General features: G+C 55.8%; 17 protein-coding genes and 4 pseudogenes. 13 read left to right on the top strand and 8 right to left on the bottom strand.

All coding sequences use genetic code 11. The features are described from left to right. Positions 1-2 precede the first annotated feature (2 nt). The 3 genes from KP707_RS11200 to KP707_RS11210 all read right to left on the bottom strand — a co-directional run bounded on the left by KP707_RS11200 (position 3) and on the right by KP707_RS11210 (position 5,150). Positions 3-1,634 carry a hypothetical protein gene (locus KP707_RS11200; RefSeq protein ID WP_215751749.1) on the bottom strand — a complete coding sequence of 544 codons (1,632 nt, stop codon included), beginning with the start codon at positions 1,632-1,634 and terminating at the stop codon, positions 3-5. After that, on the bottom strand, positions 1,580-2,785 hold the full coding sequence (locus KP707_RS11205; RefSeq protein WP_211497513.1) for an acyltransferase family protein: 1,206 nt from the start codon (positions 2,783-2,785) through the stop codon (positions 1,580-1,582). Before KP707_RS11205 ends, KP707_RS11200 begins: the two co-directional genes overlap by 55 nt. Before the next feature lie 82 nt (positions 2,786-2,867). After that, the gene (locus KP707_RS11210) at positions 2,868-5,150 is read right to left on the bottom strand and encodes a TonB-dependent receptor (RefSeq protein ID WP_249196958.1); all 2,283 of its coding nucleotides are present in this window, start codon (positions 5,148-5,150) and stop codon (positions 2,868-2,870) included. A gap of 271 nt (positions 5,151-5,421) precedes the next feature. Here KP707_RS11210 and KP707_RS11215 point away from each other — a divergent pair, with 271 nt between their 5' ends. Then, on the top strand, positions 5,422-6,573 hold the full coding sequence (locus KP707_RS11215) for an ROK family transcriptional regulator (RefSeq protein WP_215751748.1): 1,152 nt from the start codon (positions 5,422-5,424) through the stop codon (positions 6,571-6,573). Positions 6,574-6,630: 57 nt separating this feature from the next. After that, positions 6,631-7,146: pseudogene (locus KP707_RS11220) on the top strand (IS481 family transposase); the annotation flags it as partial. Positions 7,147-7,475: 329 nt separating this feature from the next. Here the strand turns inward: KP707_RS11220 and KP707_RS11225 are convergent. From KP707_RS11225 to KP707_RS11235, 3 genes and pseudogenes are all read right to left on the bottom strand, one after another. Then, positions 7,476-8,126 (bottom strand): hypothetical protein, encoded by a 651-nt coding sequence (locus tag KP707_RS11225; protein ID WP_211497515.1) that lies wholly within the window; start codon positions 8,124-8,126, stop codon positions 7,476-7,478. Beyond that, complete coding sequence (locus tag KP707_RS11230; RefSeq protein WP_338125642.1) at positions 8,123-8,725, bottom strand: hypothetical protein; 603 nt, start codon at positions 8,723-8,725, stop codon at positions 8,123-8,125. Before KP707_RS11230 ends, KP707_RS11225 begins: the two co-directional genes overlap by 4 nt. 117 nt (positions 8,726-8,842) lie before the next feature. Next, positions 8,843-9,773: pseudogene (locus KP707_RS11235) on the bottom strand (IS5 family transposase). Positions 9,774-9,872: 99 nt separating this feature from the next. On the opposite strand from KP707_RS11235, the pseudogene istA reads away from it, so the two are divergent. The 7 genes and pseudogenes from istA to KP707_RS11270 all read left to right on the top strand — a co-directional run bounded on the left by istA (position 9,873) and on the right by KP707_RS11270 (position 15,178). Continuing rightward, positions 9,873-11,395 (top strand): annotated as a pseudogene (gene istA / locus KP707_RS11240) (IS21 family transposase). After that, positions 11,385-12,162, top strand: a pseudogene (gene istB, locus KP707_RS11245) (IS21-like element helper ATPase IstB). Before istA ends, istB begins: the two co-directional pseudogenes overlap by 11 nt. 567 nt (positions 12,163-12,729) lie before the next feature. Beyond that, a complete protein-coding gene (locus KP707_RS11250) occupies positions 12,730-13,368 on the top strand; it encodes a tyrosine-type recombinase/integrase (RefSeq protein WP_063902821.1) in 639 nt (212 codons plus the stop codon). An 8-nt stretch (positions 13,369-13,376) separates the two neighbouring features. Continuing rightward, entirely contained in the window at positions 13,377-13,715 is a 339-nt protein-coding gene (locus KP707_RS11255; RefSeq protein ID WP_215751746.1) for a type II toxin-antitoxin system Phd/YefM family antitoxin, read from the top strand. Beyond that, positions 13,712-14,095, top strand: a complete 384-nt coding sequence (locus tag KP707_RS11260; RefSeq protein WP_215751745.1) for a type II toxin-antitoxin system VapC family toxin — start codon at positions 13,712-13,714, stop codon at positions 14,093-14,095. The genes KP707_RS11255 and KP707_RS11260 overlap by 4 nt, the downstream gene beginning before the upstream one ends. Positions 14,096-14,365: 270 nt before the next feature. Continuing rightward, positions 14,366-14,590: a DUF2171 domain-containing protein gene (locus KP707_RS11265; protein ID WP_215751744.1), complete on the top strand. Its 225-nt coding sequence runs from the start codon at positions 14,366-14,368 to the stop codon at positions 14,588-14,590. A 120-nt stretch (positions 14,591-14,710) separates the two neighbouring features. Next, positions 14,711-15,178, top strand: coding sequence for a hypothetical protein (locus KP707_RS11270; RefSeq protein ID WP_063902824.1), 468 nt, complete (start codon positions 14,711-14,713; stop codon positions 15,176-15,178). A 91-nt stretch (positions 15,179-15,269) separates the two neighbouring features. On the opposite strand, the gene KP707_RS11275 is transcribed toward KP707_RS11270, so the two are convergent. Continuing rightward, positions 15,270-15,617, bottom strand: a complete 348-nt coding sequence (locus KP707_RS11275) for a helix-turn-helix domain-containing protein (RefSeq protein ID WP_063902825.1) — start codon at positions 15,615-15,617, stop codon at positions 15,270-15,272. Between the two features lie 80 nt (positions 15,618-15,697). Here KP707_RS11275 and KP707_RS11280 point away from each other — a divergent pair, with 80 nt between their 5' ends. Then, positions 15,698-16,681, top strand: a complete 984-nt coding sequence (locus tag KP707_RS11280; RefSeq protein WP_215751938.1) for an NAD(P)-dependent alcohol dehydrogenase — start codon at positions 15,698-15,700, stop codon at positions 16,679-16,681. Between the two features lie 87 nt (positions 16,682-16,768). Here the strand turns inward: KP707_RS11280 and KP707_RS11285 are convergent, their stop codons facing one another. Next, a complete protein-coding gene (locus KP707_RS11285; protein WP_063902827.1) occupies positions 16,769-17,377 on the bottom strand; it encodes a TetR/AcrR family transcriptional regulator in 609 nt (202 codons plus the stop codon). Between the two features lie 99 nt (positions 17,378-17,476). Here KP707_RS11285 and KP707_RS11290 point away from each other — a divergent pair, with 99 nt between their 5' ends. The 3 genes from KP707_RS11290 to KP707_RS11300 all read left to right on the top strand — a co-directional run bounded on the left by KP707_RS11290 (position 17,477) and on the right by KP707_RS11300 (position 20,989). Beyond that, positions 17,477-18,883, top strand: coding sequence for a coniferyl aldehyde dehydrogenase (locus KP707_RS11290; protein WP_252348861.1), 1,407 nt, complete (start codon positions 17,477-17,479; stop codon positions 18,881-18,883). Next, the gene (locus KP707_RS11295; RefSeq protein WP_215751940.1) at positions 18,880-19,587 is read left to right on the top strand and encodes an NAD(P)H-binding protein; all 708 of its coding nucleotides are present in this window, start codon (positions 18,880-18,882) and stop codon (positions 19,585-19,587) included. Before KP707_RS11290 ends, KP707_RS11295 begins: the two co-directional genes overlap by 4 nt. A gap of 193 nt (positions 19,588-19,780) precedes the next feature. Then, positions 19,781-20,989 carry an MFS transporter gene (locus KP707_RS11300; protein WP_215751941.1) on the top strand — a complete coding sequence of 403 codons (1,209 nt, stop codon included), beginning with the start codon at positions 19,781-19,783 and terminating at the stop codon, positions 20,987-20,989. The last annotated feature ends 51 nt before the right edge of the window (positions 20,990-21,040 follow it).

The raw sequence follows: 21,040 nt of genomic DNA on the forward strand, positions 1-21,040 counted from the left end.
AGCTATTGGGCGAGCGTGAACACGAGCCTGGAAAAATGGCCCACATCATAACGGATCACGACGTCTTTTTGATCGCCGGTATGTCCGACTTTCCTTGCATCGGTCTGGACCTGAATGCGCATATTGCCCGCAATCCAGAGGGTATTGCTGATTTTCAGCGTGTCCGGACAGGGATCATGCAGTGCGAATGTCACATGCCCCTGCCAGGATACTCGGGCTACATCCTGTTGGATCATGACGTCTGCTTCCGGCGTATCGGAGATCCGGAGGGTGCTGATATGTCCGCAGGATGCCCGCCACTGCACGGCGAGCGGATGATACTGCGATTTCCTATCCACGCCGCGCTGCTGATCTGCTGTTTCCCCGCCGAGCAGTATGTCCCGCTCCACCCGGGCACTGACGCTCCGGCTGTTGTCGATCCGTCGTGTTACGTCATGCGACTGTCGGAGTGTCAGAAAATCATTTCTGAGACCGGAAGGCAGTGTGGCCTTGAGAAAGACAAATGTTGGCGCAAACCACAGATCCGCCAGATGAGGGGTCTCAACTGTCATGGTCGCCGGGAGCGGGGCGCTCGAACGTGGCACGAACGTCCCGATCCAGTCCCCCAGTAACGCGACGTAGCTTTCCATATCCATCCCATAGGCACGGTCATAAGGACCGGAAAGGTTTTTCATCGGGGCGCTGTAAAATGCGGCGATGTCCGTCCACAGATGTCGGGAAATGTCTTCTCCCTCTGAACGCATCACCGTGGTCGATCCATAGCGCCGCCACAGGCCCAGCCCGAACAGATCCACGCCGTAATAGGTTGGCGAGTTATATTCCATGAAAGACTGGTGCTGATGGAAGATGGCCACCGTGTCGTGGATCCATCGGTCCCGGATAGCCGCCAGTGCTCTGTCGTGTCTGTAGACTGCATCCTCATCGAGCAGTTGCCCGAACATGATCGCAATATTCGTATAGGATGGGGAAAGACGTCTGTTGTGTAACTCGCCCTGCACAGCCTGATGAATGGACTCATGAAGACGGCTGCGCAGGTCCGGCGTAAGGCGGCCCCCGAAGACATGCAACATCAGCGCGAACTCTGAACCGATGAATTCCCGCCAGTTGGGATCATATTCATTCCAGGCAACAGCTTTTTCCGTTGGCAGGGGTTCGTCGGGAGAACGGCGGAAACTTCCGGCCCATGCAGCCTCATCTTTCATTCCCTCAGACGCCGGATACTGATTGTCGAGAATGACGTTCATAATACGCTCTGCGCGCTGCTGGTCGGTGGGGCCGTGACGCATCATGAGCCCAAACGCATACCAGCTGCTTTCCCGGATTGGATGCGAGACCGGATGCGACGAGCTCAGCACCGTGCCGCGCAGCAGGCCAACAGCAGGATCATAGAGACCGTCCATGGAGACCATGGCCTCGTGGAAAATCCAGCTCTGACGGACATCACTGGCGGCCCGGGTTTCAGGAGTACTCCATGCCGGAAGCGGGATCATCGCACTGGCTCCAAGGAACAGGGAGAGCGCAAGGGAGCGGCGGGATCGTAACGAGCACATGGACGCAATATCTCCAGTCAGGAACATCTTCAGATTTTCAGAAAAATGCGTCGCCGCCAGAGCAGCAGGTTCAGCACGAAACACAGCCCCACATAGGTCACAGCCCAGCCCAGTGTGGCAGTTTTCCCCGCACCGAATAGTCCGAAACTGTGGTCATAACTCCACTGCCATAACGTGACGGGAACTGTGCCTTCACACACGCTCAGCGTCGTCATCAGTCCGTGGGCAAGCTCTGAGAAAACATAGGCGACAATGGCGTTTGAACCGAAAATGACGGCACCTGTGCACATTTTCTGAGCCAGACGGAAGCGCTCCTGGATCCGACGGATATCAAACAGTTCAATGCAGGCTGCGAGAAACAGGAATGATGCGCCTGCACATACCAGCGCATAGGAACTGGTCCAGAGGTTCTTGTTCAGGGGAAACATGAAAGACCACCCCGCACCGGCGATGAGTGTCGTGCTGCCCAGCCAGAGCAGGTGCCGCACCTTCTGCCTGCTGTCGCGGTTCTGCATCACGAGGCCGCCCATCAGCCCGAACAGAGTTGTAGCAAGGCTCGGGATCGTACTCAGGAGCCCTTCTGGATCACGAAAGCCATGATGGAGGCGCCCGGTATGAAACAGGGTCTGCGTCATGGAAACAGAGGCCTGATCCAGCCAGTTGGCAAGATTGTCATGAATATCGAGCAACGGAATATCCGATCCCGGCCATCCCAGTCCGGGAAGCGGCGTTCTGCACAACAGGATCCAGTAGAGCAGCAGTAGCCCTGCGGCCGTGAGGGCGATGGATCGGAAGGATCTGACGTAAAGGTAAAACAGGACTGCGACAAAATAGCAGATGGCAATGCGCTGGAGGACACCGAAATACCGCATCGTTGCCCAGCCGAACGTTGGAAACACACTGATCAGGAGTCCGATCGCAAAAAGGACCAAGGCCCTGCGTGCTGCGCGTCGCAGGATTGCCGCATGAGGTGTCTGCTCGCGTAAAGGTCGTCGCATCGCGAAAATTACGGCGCTTCCCATCAGAAACAGGAAATTCGGAAAGACCATGTCTGTCAGGGTCATGCCGTTCCAGGGACTATGCTGAAGCTGCGAGAACGTATGGGCCGCATCCATGCCGTCATTGACCAGAATCATAAAAGCAATCGTCAGGCCCCGATCAACATCAATTGCGAGCGAACGATCAGACCGGGTCTCAACGATGGAAACATCACGCGCTGTACCGATAAGAGTCATGAATTGATGGCCCCGCTCATTCTGGCAGCCTGCGGCCGCCGGAATGACTGTAAGAATGCAAAAAAAGACGTGATGGCCACCCTCACAGACCGGTCGAAATGGAGGCCATGATGCCGAAATTCGAACCGACATTGTAATTGGGAGAACTTCCGGAAATGGTCGTGCCATAGATGCCTTTGTACGAGCGGGCATTGGCAGTGACCCCGGCAATACCTGACAGATAATTGTTGCCGCCCATATTCTGCACGTTCAGCTGGATCTGGGGATGTTTGAAAACACCGAGCTTTGGGGCGATTCTGTAACCAAGAGTCGTATTGGCCACCACGTAACCCGGCATTTTTTCGTCGTTCATGAACGTCGCGTACTGGGAGGACAGATACCGGAGTTGGAAATTCCCGAAGAAGCGTCCGTCATCATAGGATAGTCCAAGAGATGCCGTGAAATGCGGGCTCTGTACGGCGGTTTTGCCTTTTGTCGGGAGGTAGTCGCTGCCGACCTGATAGTTGTTGTCGATACGCGCATCCAGATACTGGCCGGAGACGTAGGGGCTGAAGTGATGCCAGGGGTGCAGGCCGAATTCCACCTGTGCGCCCCTTACGGTTTCACCTCCCACATTCATCGTCTGGTCGATCAGCGTAGTTGTGCCCGCAATATAGCCACTGGACGTAACCTGATGGTTCGTCAGATTCAGGTTAAACAAAGACGCGGACACATTATAGAGGCCGTGATGGCGAAATCCGATTTCCTCACCGATTGTATATTCGGGTTTAAGTGAGCCTGGCTGCGAAACGGCAGTGGAGGAGGACGGATCGAAGTCCTGCACCTGTGTCTCGCTGCTCCCCGGAACGCGGAAAGCCGTCGTCGCATTGAAATAGACCTGATCGTGCTGCGTGACGTCGAAACTGGCCGCGAGTTGTGGAAGCGGCTCAAAATAATTCTTCACACTCTTGTACGGGTCGGCGCCTGGCATGTCTTCGGTGGCCTGACGCGAGACCATGGCCGCCTTGATACCTGCTTCGAGATGCAATCTGTTCTTCAGAAGATCCAGTCGATCGGACAGAAACAGTGCATTGGTCTGCTGCATCAGGTTGAGGTTGTAACCCCTCAGGACTTTGCCATTTTGCAGGATGATGGGATATTTTCCATCCATATTGGCGACATTGCCGTTCAGATCTACCGTGGAATAGGAATTTTCTTCCCAGTGTGTGGCGTAGGAATACCAGTATCCGAAAGACAGTGTGTTATTTCCCCGCTTCCAGTCGAGCGAAGTCGTCAGGCCGCTGTTCTTTGCGTTGTAATAACCGATCCCCATGGCCGTGACGTTACCATTCACCGTATAGGGTTGGTTGAGCGGTCCTGCAGGTTCGGTTCCGTAATAACTGCCATCTGCGGAAAGATTTGAAGCGCCCGTAGCGGGTGAATACTGAAGAACGAAGTACGGCGTCGCGTTGAAGGATAGCCCCCTTCCCAAATCGAGATGAAGCGGCGCTACGATCGTTATGCCATTCCGGTTCTTGGTCTGGAACTTGTAATAAGCCGTATCGCCGGGTGTATATTCTTCATTGAAATTGAAGCTGCGTCCGTACTCGTTCCACTGGCTCATGTTCGGCCGACGGACAGCATTCCAGAAAAGGCGCGTGTAACTGAAAACGACCCCGAACGAGTTCGACTTGCCCCACTCCTTTACGAATTTTGCATCGGTATGGTAGCGCTGCAAGACGCCAAAACCACGATCCATATGTCCATGCGTATTGGAAAAGGACAGAAAACCGCGAATACCTGAATGTCCGATGTCGCCGGTATCGAAGCGGACGAATTCCTTGTTAACGGAGTAATTTCCGCCCATCAGATCAAGATATCCGCCCATTTTGTGGGACGGGTCGATCATTTTCGCAGAAATCTGTCCACCCACGGTATTATACAGCGGTGCCGTCAGATCAGGTGAACCCTGTGCCACGGTAATACTGCCAATATTTTCGTTATCGACATAAGTGGACGTGAAAGGTTCGTAATTGAAGGCGTCGGCAACCGGTGCTCCTTCGAACAGATACCCCACTTCCGTCTCATTCATTCCGCGCATCGAAAGTGCGTCACCCGTTGCCCCCATAATATCCTGGCTCTGATAGGCAACGCCCGGCATAGCGGAAATGAGTTCGTTTATGTTGGCTGTAGGGGACTGTTTCGCCAGATAGTCCCGGGTCACCGTGCTCTGCGAGCGTGGAACGCGTTGCACAGCCATCATGCCACCGCCTGGCGTCGTATTCGTCACCCCGTTTGCTGAAGCAATGCCGGCATGAATGGTCATGGCTTCTTCGGATGTTGCTTCAAGCGACCGGGCCGCAGGCTTTCTGGAGCCTGCAGGCATGCTGCTTTTCTGACCCGGACTGACAGTCCTGGAAACAGGTGCCTTGTGAGAATGCTTCGTGTCCGTCGCCGCGAAGGAGGCACTGGCGTTCATTGCTGAAATACAGCTTGTCGCAATGAGTAGGCGTCGTTTTATAGGCCGCATGACAAGACCTCATTCTCAGAAAGGATTGTTCCGGATTCAACACATATTCGATCTCGAATTAATTTCCCATAAGATATTATATCCTCTAAATAAATTTCTTAGAGAACTTATTGGTGAGCAAAAAGCCATGAATGAAACAGCTTTCCTCGACGGCATCGCACGAAACATCGTGGCGCTTCTCGCGCGGCAGGGGGGCATGACCCGATCGGATATCGCCTCTGCACTGAAGCTGAGCAAAGGACGGGTGTCCGTCATTACTGGTCAGCTTCTGTCACGGGGGGTCATTGAGGAATATGCCTCTGTTCCCAGTGGGCGCCGTCCTTCATCCCTGCTGCGGCTTCACCCGAAATATGCATCCTTCATCGGGGTCAGCCTGCATAACCGGGAGGCATCCGCAGTCGTTATCGATCCTAACGGTACCATTCTCGCCAAAACTTTTTTCGAGCGCGGAGATGATTATGAAACGACCATCCGCCGTATCAGCGATGCCGTGACGACTCTCCGCAATGAGTGTGCGCCGGAAACGAATTTCCAGGCGGTCGGGGTGGCGCTCCCTGCCTATGTTTCGATGGATAAGCAGGTCTGTATTACGTCATCGGTTCTGGGATGGGAGAATCTTGACGTCAGTGCGGCCATTTCAGAGGAAGTCGGACTGCCCGTTTTTGTCGAGAATGACACGAATGCTTTAGCCGTTTACGAGAGCATGTTTGGCAGCATGCGTCAGATTCCGGCATTTGTCGTCATGGCGGTGGGGGATGGTATCGGGGTTGCCTATACGATCGGTGGCTCGGTTCATCACGGGGAATATGGCGGTGCCGGAGAACTTGCGCATCTTCCCGTGGCCCAAAGTCTGTCACAGGAGTTGCCGCGTCCGTGTCGATGCGGCAACAAAGGCTGTCTGGAGACGGTCTCTTCATCTCAGGCCATAAAAACCCGCGCCCGAGAGGTCGGTTTGCCGTCAAATATTCATCTGATTTCCACAAAGGCGCGTGAAGGTGACCCTGAAGCACTTCGCATCCTGCACACTGCCGCCAACAGTCTCGGTTATGCTGCGGCCAGCCTTATCCAGATCTTGGATCCGCGTCACATTATCGTTGCGATTGATGATGACTTGCTGCATGGCGTTTTCGCCGCCGTCTTGCGTCAATTTGTTGAACAGAACCTGATGCCAAGTTTCAACCGACCGGAACGTCTTCAGTTGACCTGTTACGATACGCTGGTGTGGGCAACTGGCGCAGCGGGACTGGCTTCAAGAAAACATCTATTTCGGTCATGTTAGGTGTTTGGTCCCGGGATTTGATGGTGTGATATTTTCACGTGAGTGGAAGGAAGCCTTATGGGACAGAACCGTCATGGCAGCGCCACGACCACGCACGCCGTGCGAGCAGCACTACAGCGATCGCAGGCTTCGCTCGCGGCGCTGAGCAAGGAATTCGGGATCAACCCGAAAACAGTTGCAAAATGGCGCAGGCGCCAGACTGTCGAAGCTCAGAAAACTGGCCCTAAAGAGCCTCGTTCAACGAGCCTGACAGAAACCGAAGAAGCCATGGCAGTCGCTTTTCGTCGACATACGTTGCTACTGCTGGATGACTGTCTTTATGCCCTGCAGGCCAGCATTCCCCATCTGACACGTTCGGCCCTGCATCGCTGCTTTCAGCGTCACGAGATCTCACGGCTTCCGGACATGGAGGGAGACAAGCCAAAACGACAGCGCTTCAAACGCTATCCGATTGGCTTTTTTCACATCGATATTGCCGAAGTCCAGACGGCTGAAGGCAAGCTGTATCTCTTCGTTGCTATTGACCGGACAAACAAATTCGCTGTCACACGACTGGTCGGGAAAGCCGATCGGAAGACAGTGAACCGCCCCGGGATTGGCGGAAACCTGATCCCACAAATCACGCGATCATAGGAATTGGATCCATGGCCGCGTAAAACTGATATTTGGGCTCAGCTGGCGTGATTTCTCTGATGGACTGAGGATATAGCGGTTGTTGAACCAATCCGCCCATTCGAGAGCCGAGTATTCGGCGGCTTCGAAAGATCGCAATGAGCCGGGTTTTTGGATCAGTTCGGTTTTGAGCAGGGCATAATGGTCGGGGTCAGAGGGCCGCCATAACCGTCGCCTCTGCCGTTGAAAGCAGAGGGAGGCGTTCAAGGGAAAGGCTGTCAGGTCTCCTTTCACTCGTCTGCTGTAAAAACGCGGTCAGTCGTCATGCTGTGCCATCCCTGCATTCCACTTAGCGGCTCTTCTTCTGGTGGCGGAGGAACCGCGGCTGTTGACATCGCAACCAGTCCATTCACTGGAAGTCTGGCCAGCAAGACATCCAGCAGGGTTTCGGCAGAGGCGAACCGGGCCAGCGGCCCGGAGCGGGTCATCAACGGAATATTTTCCGGTACCAGTTCGATGGCGGATAGCTGCAGTCCGAAGTCGGCCACCCAGGGGCAAAGCTGCCGAAGGCCCCGGTAAAGACACAGATTAAAAGGAGGCTGGTCATGAGGCCCACCCAGTATGCGCCTCAGAAAGCTCATGTGATAACCTGCCAGAACCAGAGGCACCGGGCGTCCGACAGGCATCAAACTGCGAAAGAGCCTGTCACTGATCGTCAGATAAGGACGGCCGTCCTCATCGAGACTTTCTTCAAGCTGTCCCGACCGACAGGTAACGTCCGTGAGCCACGTCATTCCTGCGCCGTCCTCGAAGAAGCCTTCGCGACAGCACAGGGTGATGGAGGCGCCGTGATACGGCACCTCCCACGCGGCTGGCGTGATGTCCACGAGACAGATCCGTCCGGCGGGCCAGCGCGGCAGATGAACAACGCCTTCCATCATGGCGCTCTTCTGCGGAGTTGAGCCACGATTTCCAGAAAGCGCCGCCTGAGACCATTGGGGTCGATCAGGTTATCCAGCCACCACACGTCCGGTGCTTCCAGACCATACGCCCTGTAAGCACCCAGCCGACGATCCAGCCCTTCCAGAAGCCGGGCTTCATAGGGATTGCGCACGACCCGGTCTCGACCGCAGCATCCCGCAACCTCGACATACCGAACCCGGTCCTGAAACCGGATCCCCAGATCGGAGAAGAAGAGTGCCGGTGCCGCGATCTGGATGTGAGGTTCGACGTCCAGTGTAATGTCGGATGGGATGATCGGACGCAGCGCTTCCCAGACAATCCGCTCGGGCGTGGAGTTGAGCTGCGTCCCATCTTCAGCAATTTTCCCTCCTGTCGGCAGATCATTCCAGCACGCCATGGCCGCTTTGATGACTGCCGCCCAGGCCCAGGTTCCGCAGTCGCCAAGCCGGGTCAGGTGTTGCCCCGCCGGTGTTGGAATATAACGAAACAAGGAGCTGGGCGGCTGAGCCCGCAGACGCAGGCTCAGTTCGCGATAGAGGCTGAGGTCGTCCGGTGTTGGCTCGAAAAATGAGCGCACGACAGAGCATCCAGCCGTCGGGGTGCTAGAGGAAGGAGAGAGCAACATGATAGATTGTCCTGGCTCTGTTGCAAAATTCGATGTGCGGACGTGATGAGGTCTTTGGGGGGCTACTGCTTACCGGACGGCTTGGGAAAGGGGGATTCCGAGCGCGGTGAAACGATTGAGTATGGCGACGCGGACGTGAAATTCAGTGATCTGACGGTCGAAGTCCCGCGCAGCCAGGCGTTGGCCCAGAAGTTTGATACAGTGCATTTTCGTCTCGACACGGCTCCGCCGATGATAACCGCTCCACCGCCGCCAGATGACCCGTCCGAAGCGTTCAGAAGCCTGAAGGGCTTCATTCCGGGCGATGGCTCCCAGATGACGTGGGGCTCCACGGTTTTGCGTTCTTCCGAGGTGGAATGATGGCCTGGGCCCCGCGTTCCGCGATGGTCTCATGACATCTCTTTGTGTCGTAAGCCCCGTCGGCCGTGACGCTGCCGATGACCTCGTCTTCGGGTATCTGATCCAGAAGAGCGGGCAGAACCGGCGCATCACCGATTTCGTTCCCGGTAATCTCCACAGCCCGGATTTCCATCGATCCTTCATCAATCCCGATATGGAGCTTGCGCCAGATCCGGCGTTTCGAACCACCATGCTTGCGGGTGTGCCATTCGCCTTCTCCCTCGACCTTGATCCCAGTGCTGTCGATCAGAAGATGAAGCGGCCCACCCGAGCCGCGATACGGGATATCGACCGCCAGGGATTTCTGACGGCGGCTCAGCGTGCTGAAATCCGGGACCGACCAGGTCAGTCCAGCTAGGCACAGCACACTTTCGACGAAGCCCGTTGCCTGTCTCAGGGCCAGGCCGAACAGAACCTTCAGCGTCAGGCAGGTCTGGATTGCGACATCGCTGTAACTCCGCCGACGCCCCCGGCGCCCGGTCGGCAAGCCTTCCCAACTCATCGCCGGATCGAACCAGACCGTCAGCGAGCCACGTTTCTTCAGCGCCGCGTTATAGGAAGGCCAGTTCGTCGTCCGGTAGGTCACAGTGTTGATTTTCACTGAGAACTGACCCGGGTAGGGCGGAAATTTTCATCGAGATTTGACCCATGCCTTCACACTCCCCGGCAGCATCTGCTGGGGGTTTGAGGAGTGATTGACATGGAGCTTCTGAGTGTGATCCGTCGGTGGCACTGCCGGGATCATCTTCCGATCCGCGAGATCGAACGCCGGACGGGACTGTCACGCAATACGATCCGGAAATATCTCCGGGCACAGAGTATTGAACCGCGGTTCCAGGTACCCGAACGTCCCAGCCGACTGGACCCGTTTGCTGACAGGCTGAGGGGATGGCTGGTCCTGGAAGCCGCCCGATCCCGCAAGAACCGGCGCACGGCACGACGACTGCATGAAGACCTTGTGGCACTGGGTTATGATGGGTCCTACGGACGGGTAGCCGCTTTCATCCGGCAATGGAAACACGAACAGCACCAGGCACGCCAGACAACGGGTCGGGGTGTTTTCGTGCCCCTGTGCTTCCAGCCCGGGGAAGCCTTCCAGTTCGACTGGGGCGAGAACTGGGCGATAATTGCCGGGCATCGCGTCAAGCTGCAAGTTGCCCACACCAAACTGTCCTTCAGCCGGGCCTTCATACTCAGGGCTTATCCTCTGCAGACCCACGAGATGCTTTTTGATGCGCTTACCGAGGCCTTCCGCGTGCTCGGTGGCGTGCCACGGCGGGGTATTTTTGACAACATGAAAACCGCCGTGGACCGGATTGGCTCTGGCAAGGCACGTCAGGTCAATCTGCGCTTCATGGCCCTGGCCAGCCATTATCTGTTCGAGGCGACCTTCTGCAATCCGGCAGCAGGATGGGAGAAGGGGCAGATCGAGAAGACTGTGCAGGATGCTCGACGCCATATCTGGCAGGATCTGCCTGCCTTTCCTGATCTGGGGTGCTGAATGCCTGGCTGGAAGCCCGCTGCCTGGACTGCTGGGAACGGCTGCAGCATGCTGAATTGCCGCACAGCGTCTCCGAGGTCCATGCCAGTGAGCGTCCTCACCTCATGGTGCCGGGGCGTCCCTTTGACGGGTTTGTCGAACAGACCAAGCGCGTCTCACCAACCTGCCTGATCCAGTTCGAAAGCAACCGCTACAGCGTGCCGGCCTCCTTTGCCAATCGTCCGGTCAGCCTGCGGGTTTATCCCGACAGGCTGCGCATTATCGCCGAAGGGCAGGTTCTGTGCGTGCATGACCGGATCATCACGCGTTCGCATGGTGTGCCAGGCCGCACGGTGTATGACTGGCGGCATTATCTGGCGGTCATCCAGCGCAAACCGGGCGCCCTACGCAATGGCGCGCCGTTTACCGAATTGCCCGCTGCCTTCCGGACCCTGCAGGATCAACTGCTCAGGCGGCCTGGAGGCAACCGGGAAATGGCTGAAATCCTGGCCCTTGTGTTGCAGCATGATGAGCAGGCTGTCCTCTGCGCGGTTGAACTGGCACTTGAAGACGGCGTGGCGACCAAGACCCATGTTCTCAATACGCTTCATCGCCTGATCGATGCCAAGAGAACCGTGGTTCCCCGGCTTGATGCCCCACAGGCCCTGGTGCTCGAACACGAACCGCGCGCCGATACAGGGCGGTATGACATCCTGCGAAGAGACAGCCGCCATGCGTCATGATCCTGCCGCCGCTTCACTTGTCGTCATGCTCCGTGGATTGCGGATGTATGGCCTGTCCCAGGCCACGGCTGCCCTCATAGAGCAGGGCGCACCTGCCTTCGAGGCGGCCATCCCCATCCTCTCACAACTCCTGAAGGCGGAACTGGCCGAACGCGAAGTGCGCTCCATCGCCTACCAGACAAAGACCGCCCGGTTCCCCGCCTATAAGGACCTGTCCGGGTTCTCCTTTGCCGATACGCAGGTCAACGAGCCCATGGTCCGCCAGCTCCATGGTGGGGACTTCATCGAGCGTGCTGAAAATGTCGTACTGATCGGCGGCCGGGAACCGGGAAAACCCACCTGGCGACCGCGCTGGCCATCTAGGCGATTACCCATCACCGGAAGAAGGCGCGCTTCTGGTCAACGGTCGGCCTGGTCAATGCGCTCGAACAGGAAAAACCGCCAACCGGGCCGGGCAGATTGCCGACCGGCAGCTCCGTCTGGATCTCGTGATCCTTGATGAACTCGGTTATCTCCCCTTCAGCGCGTCTGGCGGCGCCCTGCTGTTCCATCTGCTCAGCCGCCTCTACGAGCGCACCAGTGTCATCATCACAACCAATCTGAGCTTCAGTGAATGGGGGGATGTCTTTGGTGACCCGAAGATGACGACGGCGCTCCTCGATCGGCTGACCCATCACTGTCATATCCTCGAGACAGGAAATGACAGCTACAGGTTCCGCGCCAGTACCGCTGCGTCAAAAAACAGAAAGGACAGAGCCTCTTCTTGACCGCCCGCCTCACTATGCCTGAAATAGCATCTGGCAGGGTCAATTCCTGATGAAAAACCCGGGTCAGTTCTCAGTGAAAATTAACACTGAAGTCGGCTGTGGGCAATTACGAAACGAACAATGATGATTGGCGCGAAGCGCGACCGCCTTCTTTGTCCTAGGGGAGAATTCGTCGCGGTTACTCATCACACCTTAATATTCGAATAGCGGGCTTGCTGCCAGCATTCCGAATACCGTTTCCGCTTACATTGTCCCGCTAATCAAAGTCTGCTGGTTGTTGTGGTGCAGCCATCCCCAACAGTCCATTCCTCGCCCGGTCTCGCCATAAGGCGAATGTCCGGTATCCGCATTCGCCGATCGTAAGCTGACTGGCAGGAATCCCCGCCTGATCCGCCTGTCTGCTCAGTGATGCAGGAGCAGACAGGCCGCAGTCGCCTACATCTCGGTCATAAGCAGAGCCGTTCAAGTTTCCGGAAAGCGGACGGTCTGCAATAGTCCTCGTTATCCGCCGATATCCTCGTCCAAACTTCTGATTGCTGCATCTGCAGCTGATCAGGAGAAAGTATCATGGAAAAGAAAACGCGTTTTCCATCACCTACGCTGAAGGCGTCCGTGCCTTGGAATGCAGGAAAAATGGTTGGCGCCAAGCGGGCACTCAAAGAAAAGCACGTCTGGGCTATTCGGTTCTGGCTGGGGAGCGAACAGCGCGTCAGAGACAGAGCTTTGTTTGATCTTGCTCTCGATAGCAAGCTCAGGGGCTGCGATCTTGTCAGCCTTCGTATCGGCGACATCGTTACCAGCGGTCAGGTGCGTCATCGAGCCATGGTCGTCCAGCAGAAAACCCGAAGACCGGTGCAGTTCGAAATTACAGAAACAACGCGGGAAAGTGTGCGAGCGTGGCTGGAACATCGCGGTGGTGGTCTGAATGAGTATGTTTTTCCCAGTCGCTTAAGTGCCAAAGCTCATCTGAGTACAAGGCAATACGCCCGGCTTCTGGATCAATGGGTTCAGGCGATAGGACTTATCCCCGGGGAATATGGAACTCATTCGCTCCGTCGGACTAAGGTTGCCATGATTTACAAACGAACCGGTAATATCCGAGCCGTGCAGATTCTGCTGGGCCATACAAAGCTGGATAGTACAGTTCGATACCTTGGGGTGGACGTCGAGGACGCTCTGGCATTGTCGGAAGCCACGGATCTCTGAAATCGAATATGCCTCGGGAATTCTCTACCTTCTCCTTCTGTGTACATGCTATGATGACACACAAGGAGAAGACCATGAGTCAGCATCTTTCAGATAACGCACCAGCCCCACAGAAAATCGGTGTTCGGGAGTTCCGGGGAAACCTGACAGCTTATCTGCGTCAGGTCAGACAGGGCAGTACGATCCTCGTGACGTCTCATGATGAGGTTGTCGCTGAATTGCGGCCGCCGGCTCCTTCCTATCGCCCCCGCCGTCAGCCAGGAGCTCTTCGAGGACGGATCAGAATGAGCGAAGATTTTGATGAGACACCACCGGACATTCTTGAGAGCATGGAACGCGACCTGTGAAGGTTCTGCTCGATACGCATGCGTTGCTCTGGTGGCTTTCGGACTCCGACCGGCTGGGTGAGAATGCACGAGAGATCATCGCAGATCCGGCCCACGATATTCTGGTGAGTATCGTGTCATTATGGGAGATTGCGATCAAAATCCGTATCGGGAAGCTGGATGCGGATATGAACGATATTCTGGCAGCCATTCCTGGGGAAGGTTTCTCGCTACTACAAATACAGCCCGCACACCTGCAGATCCTGATGTCTTTGCCTCTGCACCATCGTGATCCGTTTGACCATCTCCTGGTGGTGCAAGCACAGTCCGAGCACGCCGCATTCCTTTCGGAAGACGGACAAATGGATCACTACCCCGTCAAGCGAATATGCTGTTCGTGAAGCAAACTGCCGTCAGATTACGCCGTCTTCTCGGTCGTGAAGGCCGTCACGGGAACGTACATAAAGCGGAAACCGTTTTTTAGACTCTACCCATTTTTAGTTATTGGCCCTGCCTATCGGGGAAGGCGAAGACATTTAGGGTGCTCGGGGCGCGTGCCCTGATTAGGAAGCGCCTCAAAAAATTAATACTCTCAAAAATAATTTTGGAACAGACGGTCACTATTCATTCCTGAGGGCGTTATGTGTCTCTAACTATCAGGTCTTGGTGTCATGTCTGATCTCACAAATATTAAAAAAGGTTCCGAAATCATCGGGGCTGATGGCGTTCACATGGGTTATGTGGCGAAAATAGAGAAGCATCGCATACAGATATCCCAGGATGATCTAAAGGCCAGCCCACGAAGATATATTTCGGTGGGTCTCATCGCTGATATTGAAAACGGAACGGTCAGGCTTTCTGCCAATGCCGATGTCGCTATTACATTGGAAGACTGAGAGTGTGGTGGCAGATCAATTAGCCGTTAATGGAGGTCTTGCTCCGAATTTTATTGGAGTAATTACTGAATAGTATCGAAATTAAACATAATATTTTAAAGGAGATGTCTGATTTATAAAATAACAAACATCTCAAGGGTGGCCTTTTTACTTGCAAGTATTCTCCTGATCATACTTGCATCATTACTCATTGTATCCGGCGCTATCGGATTAATATCTGCATTCATATTATCTCTGAATGATGGAAGAGAAGAAATTGTTCAGGCAATCAGCTATGTTGTGATCGCCATAGCAGTTTTTGACGTTGCCAAGTATTTTATAGAAGAAGAAGTTTTACGCTCTCGGGAAAAGCAGTCCCTCTCCGAAGCACGGGTCAGCCTCACAAAATTTATGACAACAATTATTATTGCCGTCTTTATCGAGGGGCTTGTGGGAGTGTTCGAGCGAAGCGGAAAGGCACCCGAAGACATTCTCTATCCGGCAGCCCTGTTGGTGGTAGCAACTTTTATGGTCATGGCATTAGGGACGTACCAAAAACTCAGCGTAAACGCTGAACGGGAGAAAAAGGAAAAAGATCTTATCGGATGAGCTGAGCGGCCCCTTCTACTCTGCAACACAGAGATGTCTCGCTTCAGTTTTGGGGCGCCATTGAATTGTGTCGGACTGGTATTCCGACGATCTATGTCTTCTGAAGCCGGGCGCCCCAGTCCCGCATACTGACAAGAACGGGTTCAAGAGATCGTCCAAGTTCAGTCAATTCGTATTCGACTTTCGGCGGAACCTCTGGATAGACAATACGATTGACGACGCCGTCTGCCTCAAGCTCCCGTAATTGCAGTGTGATCATCCGGGCTGTTGCCGAAGGCACCAAACGGCAAAGCGCATTAAAGCGCAGTTTACCTTCCAGCAAATGAAACAGCAGGACCGGCTTCCAGATCCCGCCGATAACGGAGAGCGTTGCTTCCACAGCACAGCCCGTGCGACCAGCCTGTCGGCGACGGCCTCTACGGGGGACACTATCATCCATGATAGTACATGTTCATTTTGTACGTACTCCTGCCAGTAACCAGATAAGGATATATGTCGTTAGGGAAAAGGAGAATCTCCATGCGACGCTATATCCTGACAGAACATGATCTCCCGAAACTGACACTCGTCCATAGTGAAGACCCTCGTCCGGGCCATGGCGAAATTGTCGTCGATCTTCGGGCGGCATCCCTGAACTACCGCGACCTCATTATGGCGCAACGCTTCAGCGATGTGGTTCCGCTGTCGGATGGCGCTGGAGTGGTTTCCGCCATGGGTGACGGTGTCGAGGGGCATGCGATCGGCGATCGTGTCGTGATTGCCTTCATGCCCAAATGGCTGGACGGTGAATTCACGGACGCCAGAAGGGCAAGCCTTGGCGGCCCAGGCTTTGATGGGGTTCTGACCGAGCGGATCGTGGTGCCCGCAACTGGCGTCGTACGTATTCCTGACGCCATGACTTTCGAGGCTGCCGCCACGCTTCCATGTGCAGGCGTTACGGCATGGTCCGCCCTGTTCGAGCGACGCCCCGTCCAACCGGGGGAGACCGTGCTCCTTCTTGGTACCGGAGGGGTGTCGATCTTTGCACTGCAACTTGCCAAGATGGCAGGCGCCCGTGTGATCATAACGTCCAGTTCGAATGAGAAGTTAGAACGCGCCCGGACCCTAGGTGCCGATCACCTGATCAACTATCGCACTGTGCCAGACTGGGAGAACGAAGTTCTGCGTCTAACAGATGGAGTGGGTACGGATCTGGCTGTCGATGTCGCTGGCCCAGCAACGTTGAACAAAACGTTAAAATCGACCCGCCTCGGCGGCCGGATCTCGCTTATGGGCGTCCTGACGGGTTTTGAAGGTCCGGTCGATACGGGCGTTCTTCTTGAAAAGCGGATCACGCTCCAAGGGATTTATGTTGGTCCGGTCGCGTCCTTACAGGCCTTGGTCAAGACGAACATTACACCGCAGATTGATCGCGTCTTTCCGTTTGAAGACGCAGAGGCTGCATACGATGCTCTGCGGGTCGCAGAGCACTTTGGTAAACTGGTAATACGGATCGGAGAATGACAACCTGATGCACAAACGTAAACCAGAGAGGCGGTAATCGCCTTCTATATCGAGCATATGGGAAGCGGAGATCAAGGCACAGGCTGTTCAATCCGTACGACACATTCCCTCCAGCAACACGTCCAACGCTGCCTGAACTGGCTCCGACCCAACCTTCTCTTCCAGAAGCTGTCCACTAATTGCCAGCATCGCGAGACCATGCACCTGCGCCCAGCCTGCTGCCGCCAGCGCGTTGATGGTAATCGGACGGAAGCTGCCGTCCTGTTGTCCGTTTTTCAGAAGCTGCAGAAGAATTCCGAATGTCCCCATGGCTGTTGCATGTAGATCAGGGTCCGCTGATTTGTCGGCGTCTGTGCTGAACATCAAACGGTACAGGCCGGAATTTTGAATTGCGAAAGCAATACAGGCCCGCGCTCCAGCAACGAATTTCTCGCGCGTAGAGGACTGTGAGGAGGACATAGCCTGCGTCATGGCCTGACCGAGCCGAACAAAACCAATCCGGGCCAGCTCCCGCAGGAGATCCTCACGATCGCGGAAATGCTTGTATGGAGCTGCGTGACTGACACCTGTGCGTCGCGCGACTTCGCGCAGCGTGAAAGTCCAGCTCTGGTCCGTGGCCAGCATGGTGAGGGCTGTCTCGACCAGGGCATGGCGCAGATCGCCATGATGATAGGGACGCTCTTTCGTTTCACTCATCCGTGAGATCCATGTTTACAGAAGAAACTTTGTTGACGTCAGATCGTCATACTCCATATCCTGCCCGCATAAGTTTCCCGTGTAAACATGGAGGACGCAATGTCCGATGTTACTCCCGCTGACCTGCACCGTATTCTCGACCGCCAGCGTGCCGCCTTCATGCATGACGGACCACCCGACCTGAAACAGCGCCGCACCGATCTGCGGCGCCTGAAAGCCGAAATCCTGAAACGGCGGAGTGACATCGTGCGCGCCCTGAAAACGGATTTCGGCCAGCGATCGGAACGGGAAAGCGCCATCGTGGAACTGATCCCGCTGGTGCAGTCGATCAATTACATGATCGCGCATCTGGGACGCTGGATGAAACCGGAACGCCGTCATGTATCGGCCTATTTCCAGTGCGGTCGCGCCTGGGTGGTCCGGCAGCCTGTGGGCGTCGTGGGGATTATCGCACCGTGGAACTATCCGGTCTCGCTGGCCCTGGTGCCGCTGGCGACAGCAATCGCCGCCGGTAACCGGGCCATGCTCAAACCCTCGGAATTCACACCGGCCACATCGGCGGCGATCGGCGAGATCGTTCAGGTCGTCTTTCCGCCCGAGCAGGTTTCCGTCGTCACGGGAGACGGCGAAGTCGGCGCCGCGTTCTCGGCTCTGCCCTTCGATCATCTCCTGTTCACCGGCAGCACAGCAGTCGGAAAGAAGGTCGCAGAGGCGGCGGCACGCAATCTAACCCCCGTTACCCTGGAACTGGGCGGCAAGTCTCCCGTGGTGGTCGAACCCGGTTTTTCCATACAGCGGGTGGCAAACCGGGTTGCGTTCGGCAAGCTGACCAATGCCGGGCAGACCTGCGTCGCGCCGGATTATGTGCTGGTTCATGAAAACGACAGGGACGCTTTTGCCACGGCCTGGCAGGAGGCCGTGCAAAAGCTGCATCCGGGTAGTTATGCCGGGTCACCCGATTATACAGCAATCCTCAACCAGCATCATTATGAACGGCTGAGCGGTCTGATCCGTGATGCTGAGGAGCATGGTGCACAGGTCATCCGGATGGGCAGCGATTCAGCCGCCAGCCATGTCCTTGCGCCGGTTCTCATACTAAACGCCAAACCTGAAATGGCGGTCATGCAGGAGGAGATTTTCGGACCGGTCCTCCCGGTGCTGACATACCAGACTCTCGACGAAGCAATCGGCTTCATCAACGCGCGTCCCCGGCCTCTGGCCCTGTATTATTTTGGCGACAACCGCGTTGAGTGCGACAGGCTTCTGAAGCGCACGGTTTCAGGGAACGTCACCATCAACGGCACATTGATGCATTATGTGCAGGACGATCTGCCGTTTGGTGGCGTGGGAGACAGCGGTATCGGAGCCTATCATGGGAAAGAAGGTTTCATGGCGCTCACTCATCCTCGTGGCCTTTACAGGCAGGGCCGCCTCAATGCAGCAACGCTGCTTCAGCCGCCGTTCGGTAAATTCACCGACGCTATCACAAATTTTATCCTGCGATGACAACGCGCGTTCTGCTTATTGGCGCCACCGGTCTCATCGGACGTCTCGTTGATGCGGACCTTTCCGCGCGCTCCGGCATTATCGTCACCAGCCTGACACGTCGGAAAGCATCCGCATCCGATCATGTCATTGATTTCGAGCATCTGTGTACTGCGCCGGAAATGACATTGCGTAATGCGGTCCCTTCCGGAGCTGACGTGGCGATTTCCTGTCTGGGCACGACCATCCGGGCTGCCGGATCGCAGGCGGCGATGTTTCGCGTCGATCACGATTACGTCCTCGCTTTCGCCAGAGGGGCGCATGCGTCTGGCGCGCGTCAGTTCATTCTCGTTTCCTCCGTGGGAGCGGGTGGTCCCGGTTTTTACCTCAGGACCAAAGGCGCAATCGAGCGCGACATCAGGGCGCTCGGTTTTAGCCGTGTGGACATCATACGCCCCGGCATGCTGCTGGGTCAGCGTGCGGAGGCACAACCGATGGAGGCGATCGGTCAGCGACTGGCTACGGTACTGACGCCGCTCATGGTTGGCAGACTTGCCGGATATGGCGCCATTCACGCAGAAACTGTTGCGAAGGCGATTGATGGGCTTGTGAGCCGGGCAGCCGATGGATGCCGGACATATGACAATGCGGACCTGCGTCGCATCGCCAGTCAAACTGCCAACTCATGGAATGACCCGGTCAGAACCACTGAGATCAGAAATTAAGCGGACGGCCAGCACTCGCCTATATCCCCGACACTGGGATCCTTCCAGGACGGAGCAGAGAGCAGACATTATATAGCGGTCTAAGCACAAAACAGACGCGGCATCGCGTGAGAGTGTTTCTCGACAACGGTGTCTGCCGCACTTATGCGTATCTACTTACCCGACCTGCATCACGACAAAGAGAATAAGACCAGTGAAGTCTTCAGTTTCCGCCGTTCTAGACCCCAGAATATGGCTTCTTGCTCTCGGCACCTTCGCGATCGGGACAGATGTGTTCGTCATCTCGGGTATTCTGCCCGAAGTCGCGACCAGCCTACATGTGGATCTCAACGGTGCTGGCCAGATCGTTACAGCCTACGCCCTGACATATGCCCTTATCGCGCCAGTTGTCGTGCCCTTTACCGCGGCCTTCAGGCAAACCCGGATCGTCATTGGCACCCTGACCATGTTTGCCATCGCGAATATGCTCTGTGCCACAACGCCATCTTATGCTGTCCTGATTGCTGCCCGGATTATCGCTGGTATTGTCGCTGCCCTCTATACTTCCACAGCCTATTCCCTCGCCGCATCTCTCGCGCCAGATGCCCGGAAAGGTGCGGCGCTCTCTGCCGTGGCGCTTGGTTTCACTGGATCGGCCGTCTTCGGCGTCCCGGTCGGGACGGCGATCGGCGATATACTCGGCTGGCGTATGACCTTCTGGCTGGTAACGGCAGTCTCGACACTGTCTGCCATCATCCTGTGCCTCCGGCCACCAAAGGAACCAGTAAGACACGCCGCCGTCGTCAGCATTGCAGCGAGGTTTGCCCCTCTTAAAGATCCAACAATCCTTCTTGCCATGCTGCCAAGCGTGTTCTGGAACACCGCCAATCTGATGAGTTATACTTATCTTGGCGCTCTTCTGGCCCGGCACCATGAGCCACGTACCATCGTCTTTCTCTTTCTGGCTTACGGATGTGGTGGACTGGCGGGCAGTCAACTTGGCGGCCGGCTGGTTGATCGGTTCGGAGCTATAAAGCCACTCATGGCATGTCTATTTGTGGCTGCCCTCAATCAGGCCGCAATGGGATTGAGCCTGCAGACAACCATCACAACCGCCGTGGCGCTTGCAATCTGGTCTGTTACTGGCTGGGGCACTTTCGCACCACAGCAGGCACGTCTGATCGCTCTGGCACCCTCCAACAGCCCACTTCTTATCGCCATTAATCACTCCATTATCTATTTCGGAACGGCCGCTGGCGCGGCCATAGGAGGAGCATTACTTGCGCACGGACTGCCTCTGGAGAGACTGCATTGGGTGACTGCTGCAATGCTCGCCATTGCTGTGGGCATCCTTGGCGTCAGTGCCGCAGGTTCGGGGAAAGGCAATCTCCTTCGCCAGAAGATGGCCGGTCGACCAAGCTGACATCTCCTCAGGAGCAGCGGATTGCTTTTATGCTATAGTCAGTAAGGAAAA

Source organism: Gluconobacter sp. P5E10, assembly GCF_018812145.1.
In the GTDB taxonomy this organism is placed as follows: domain Bacteria; phylum Pseudomonadota; class Alphaproteobacteria; order Acetobacterales; family Acetobacteraceae; genus Gluconobacter; species Gluconobacter cerinus.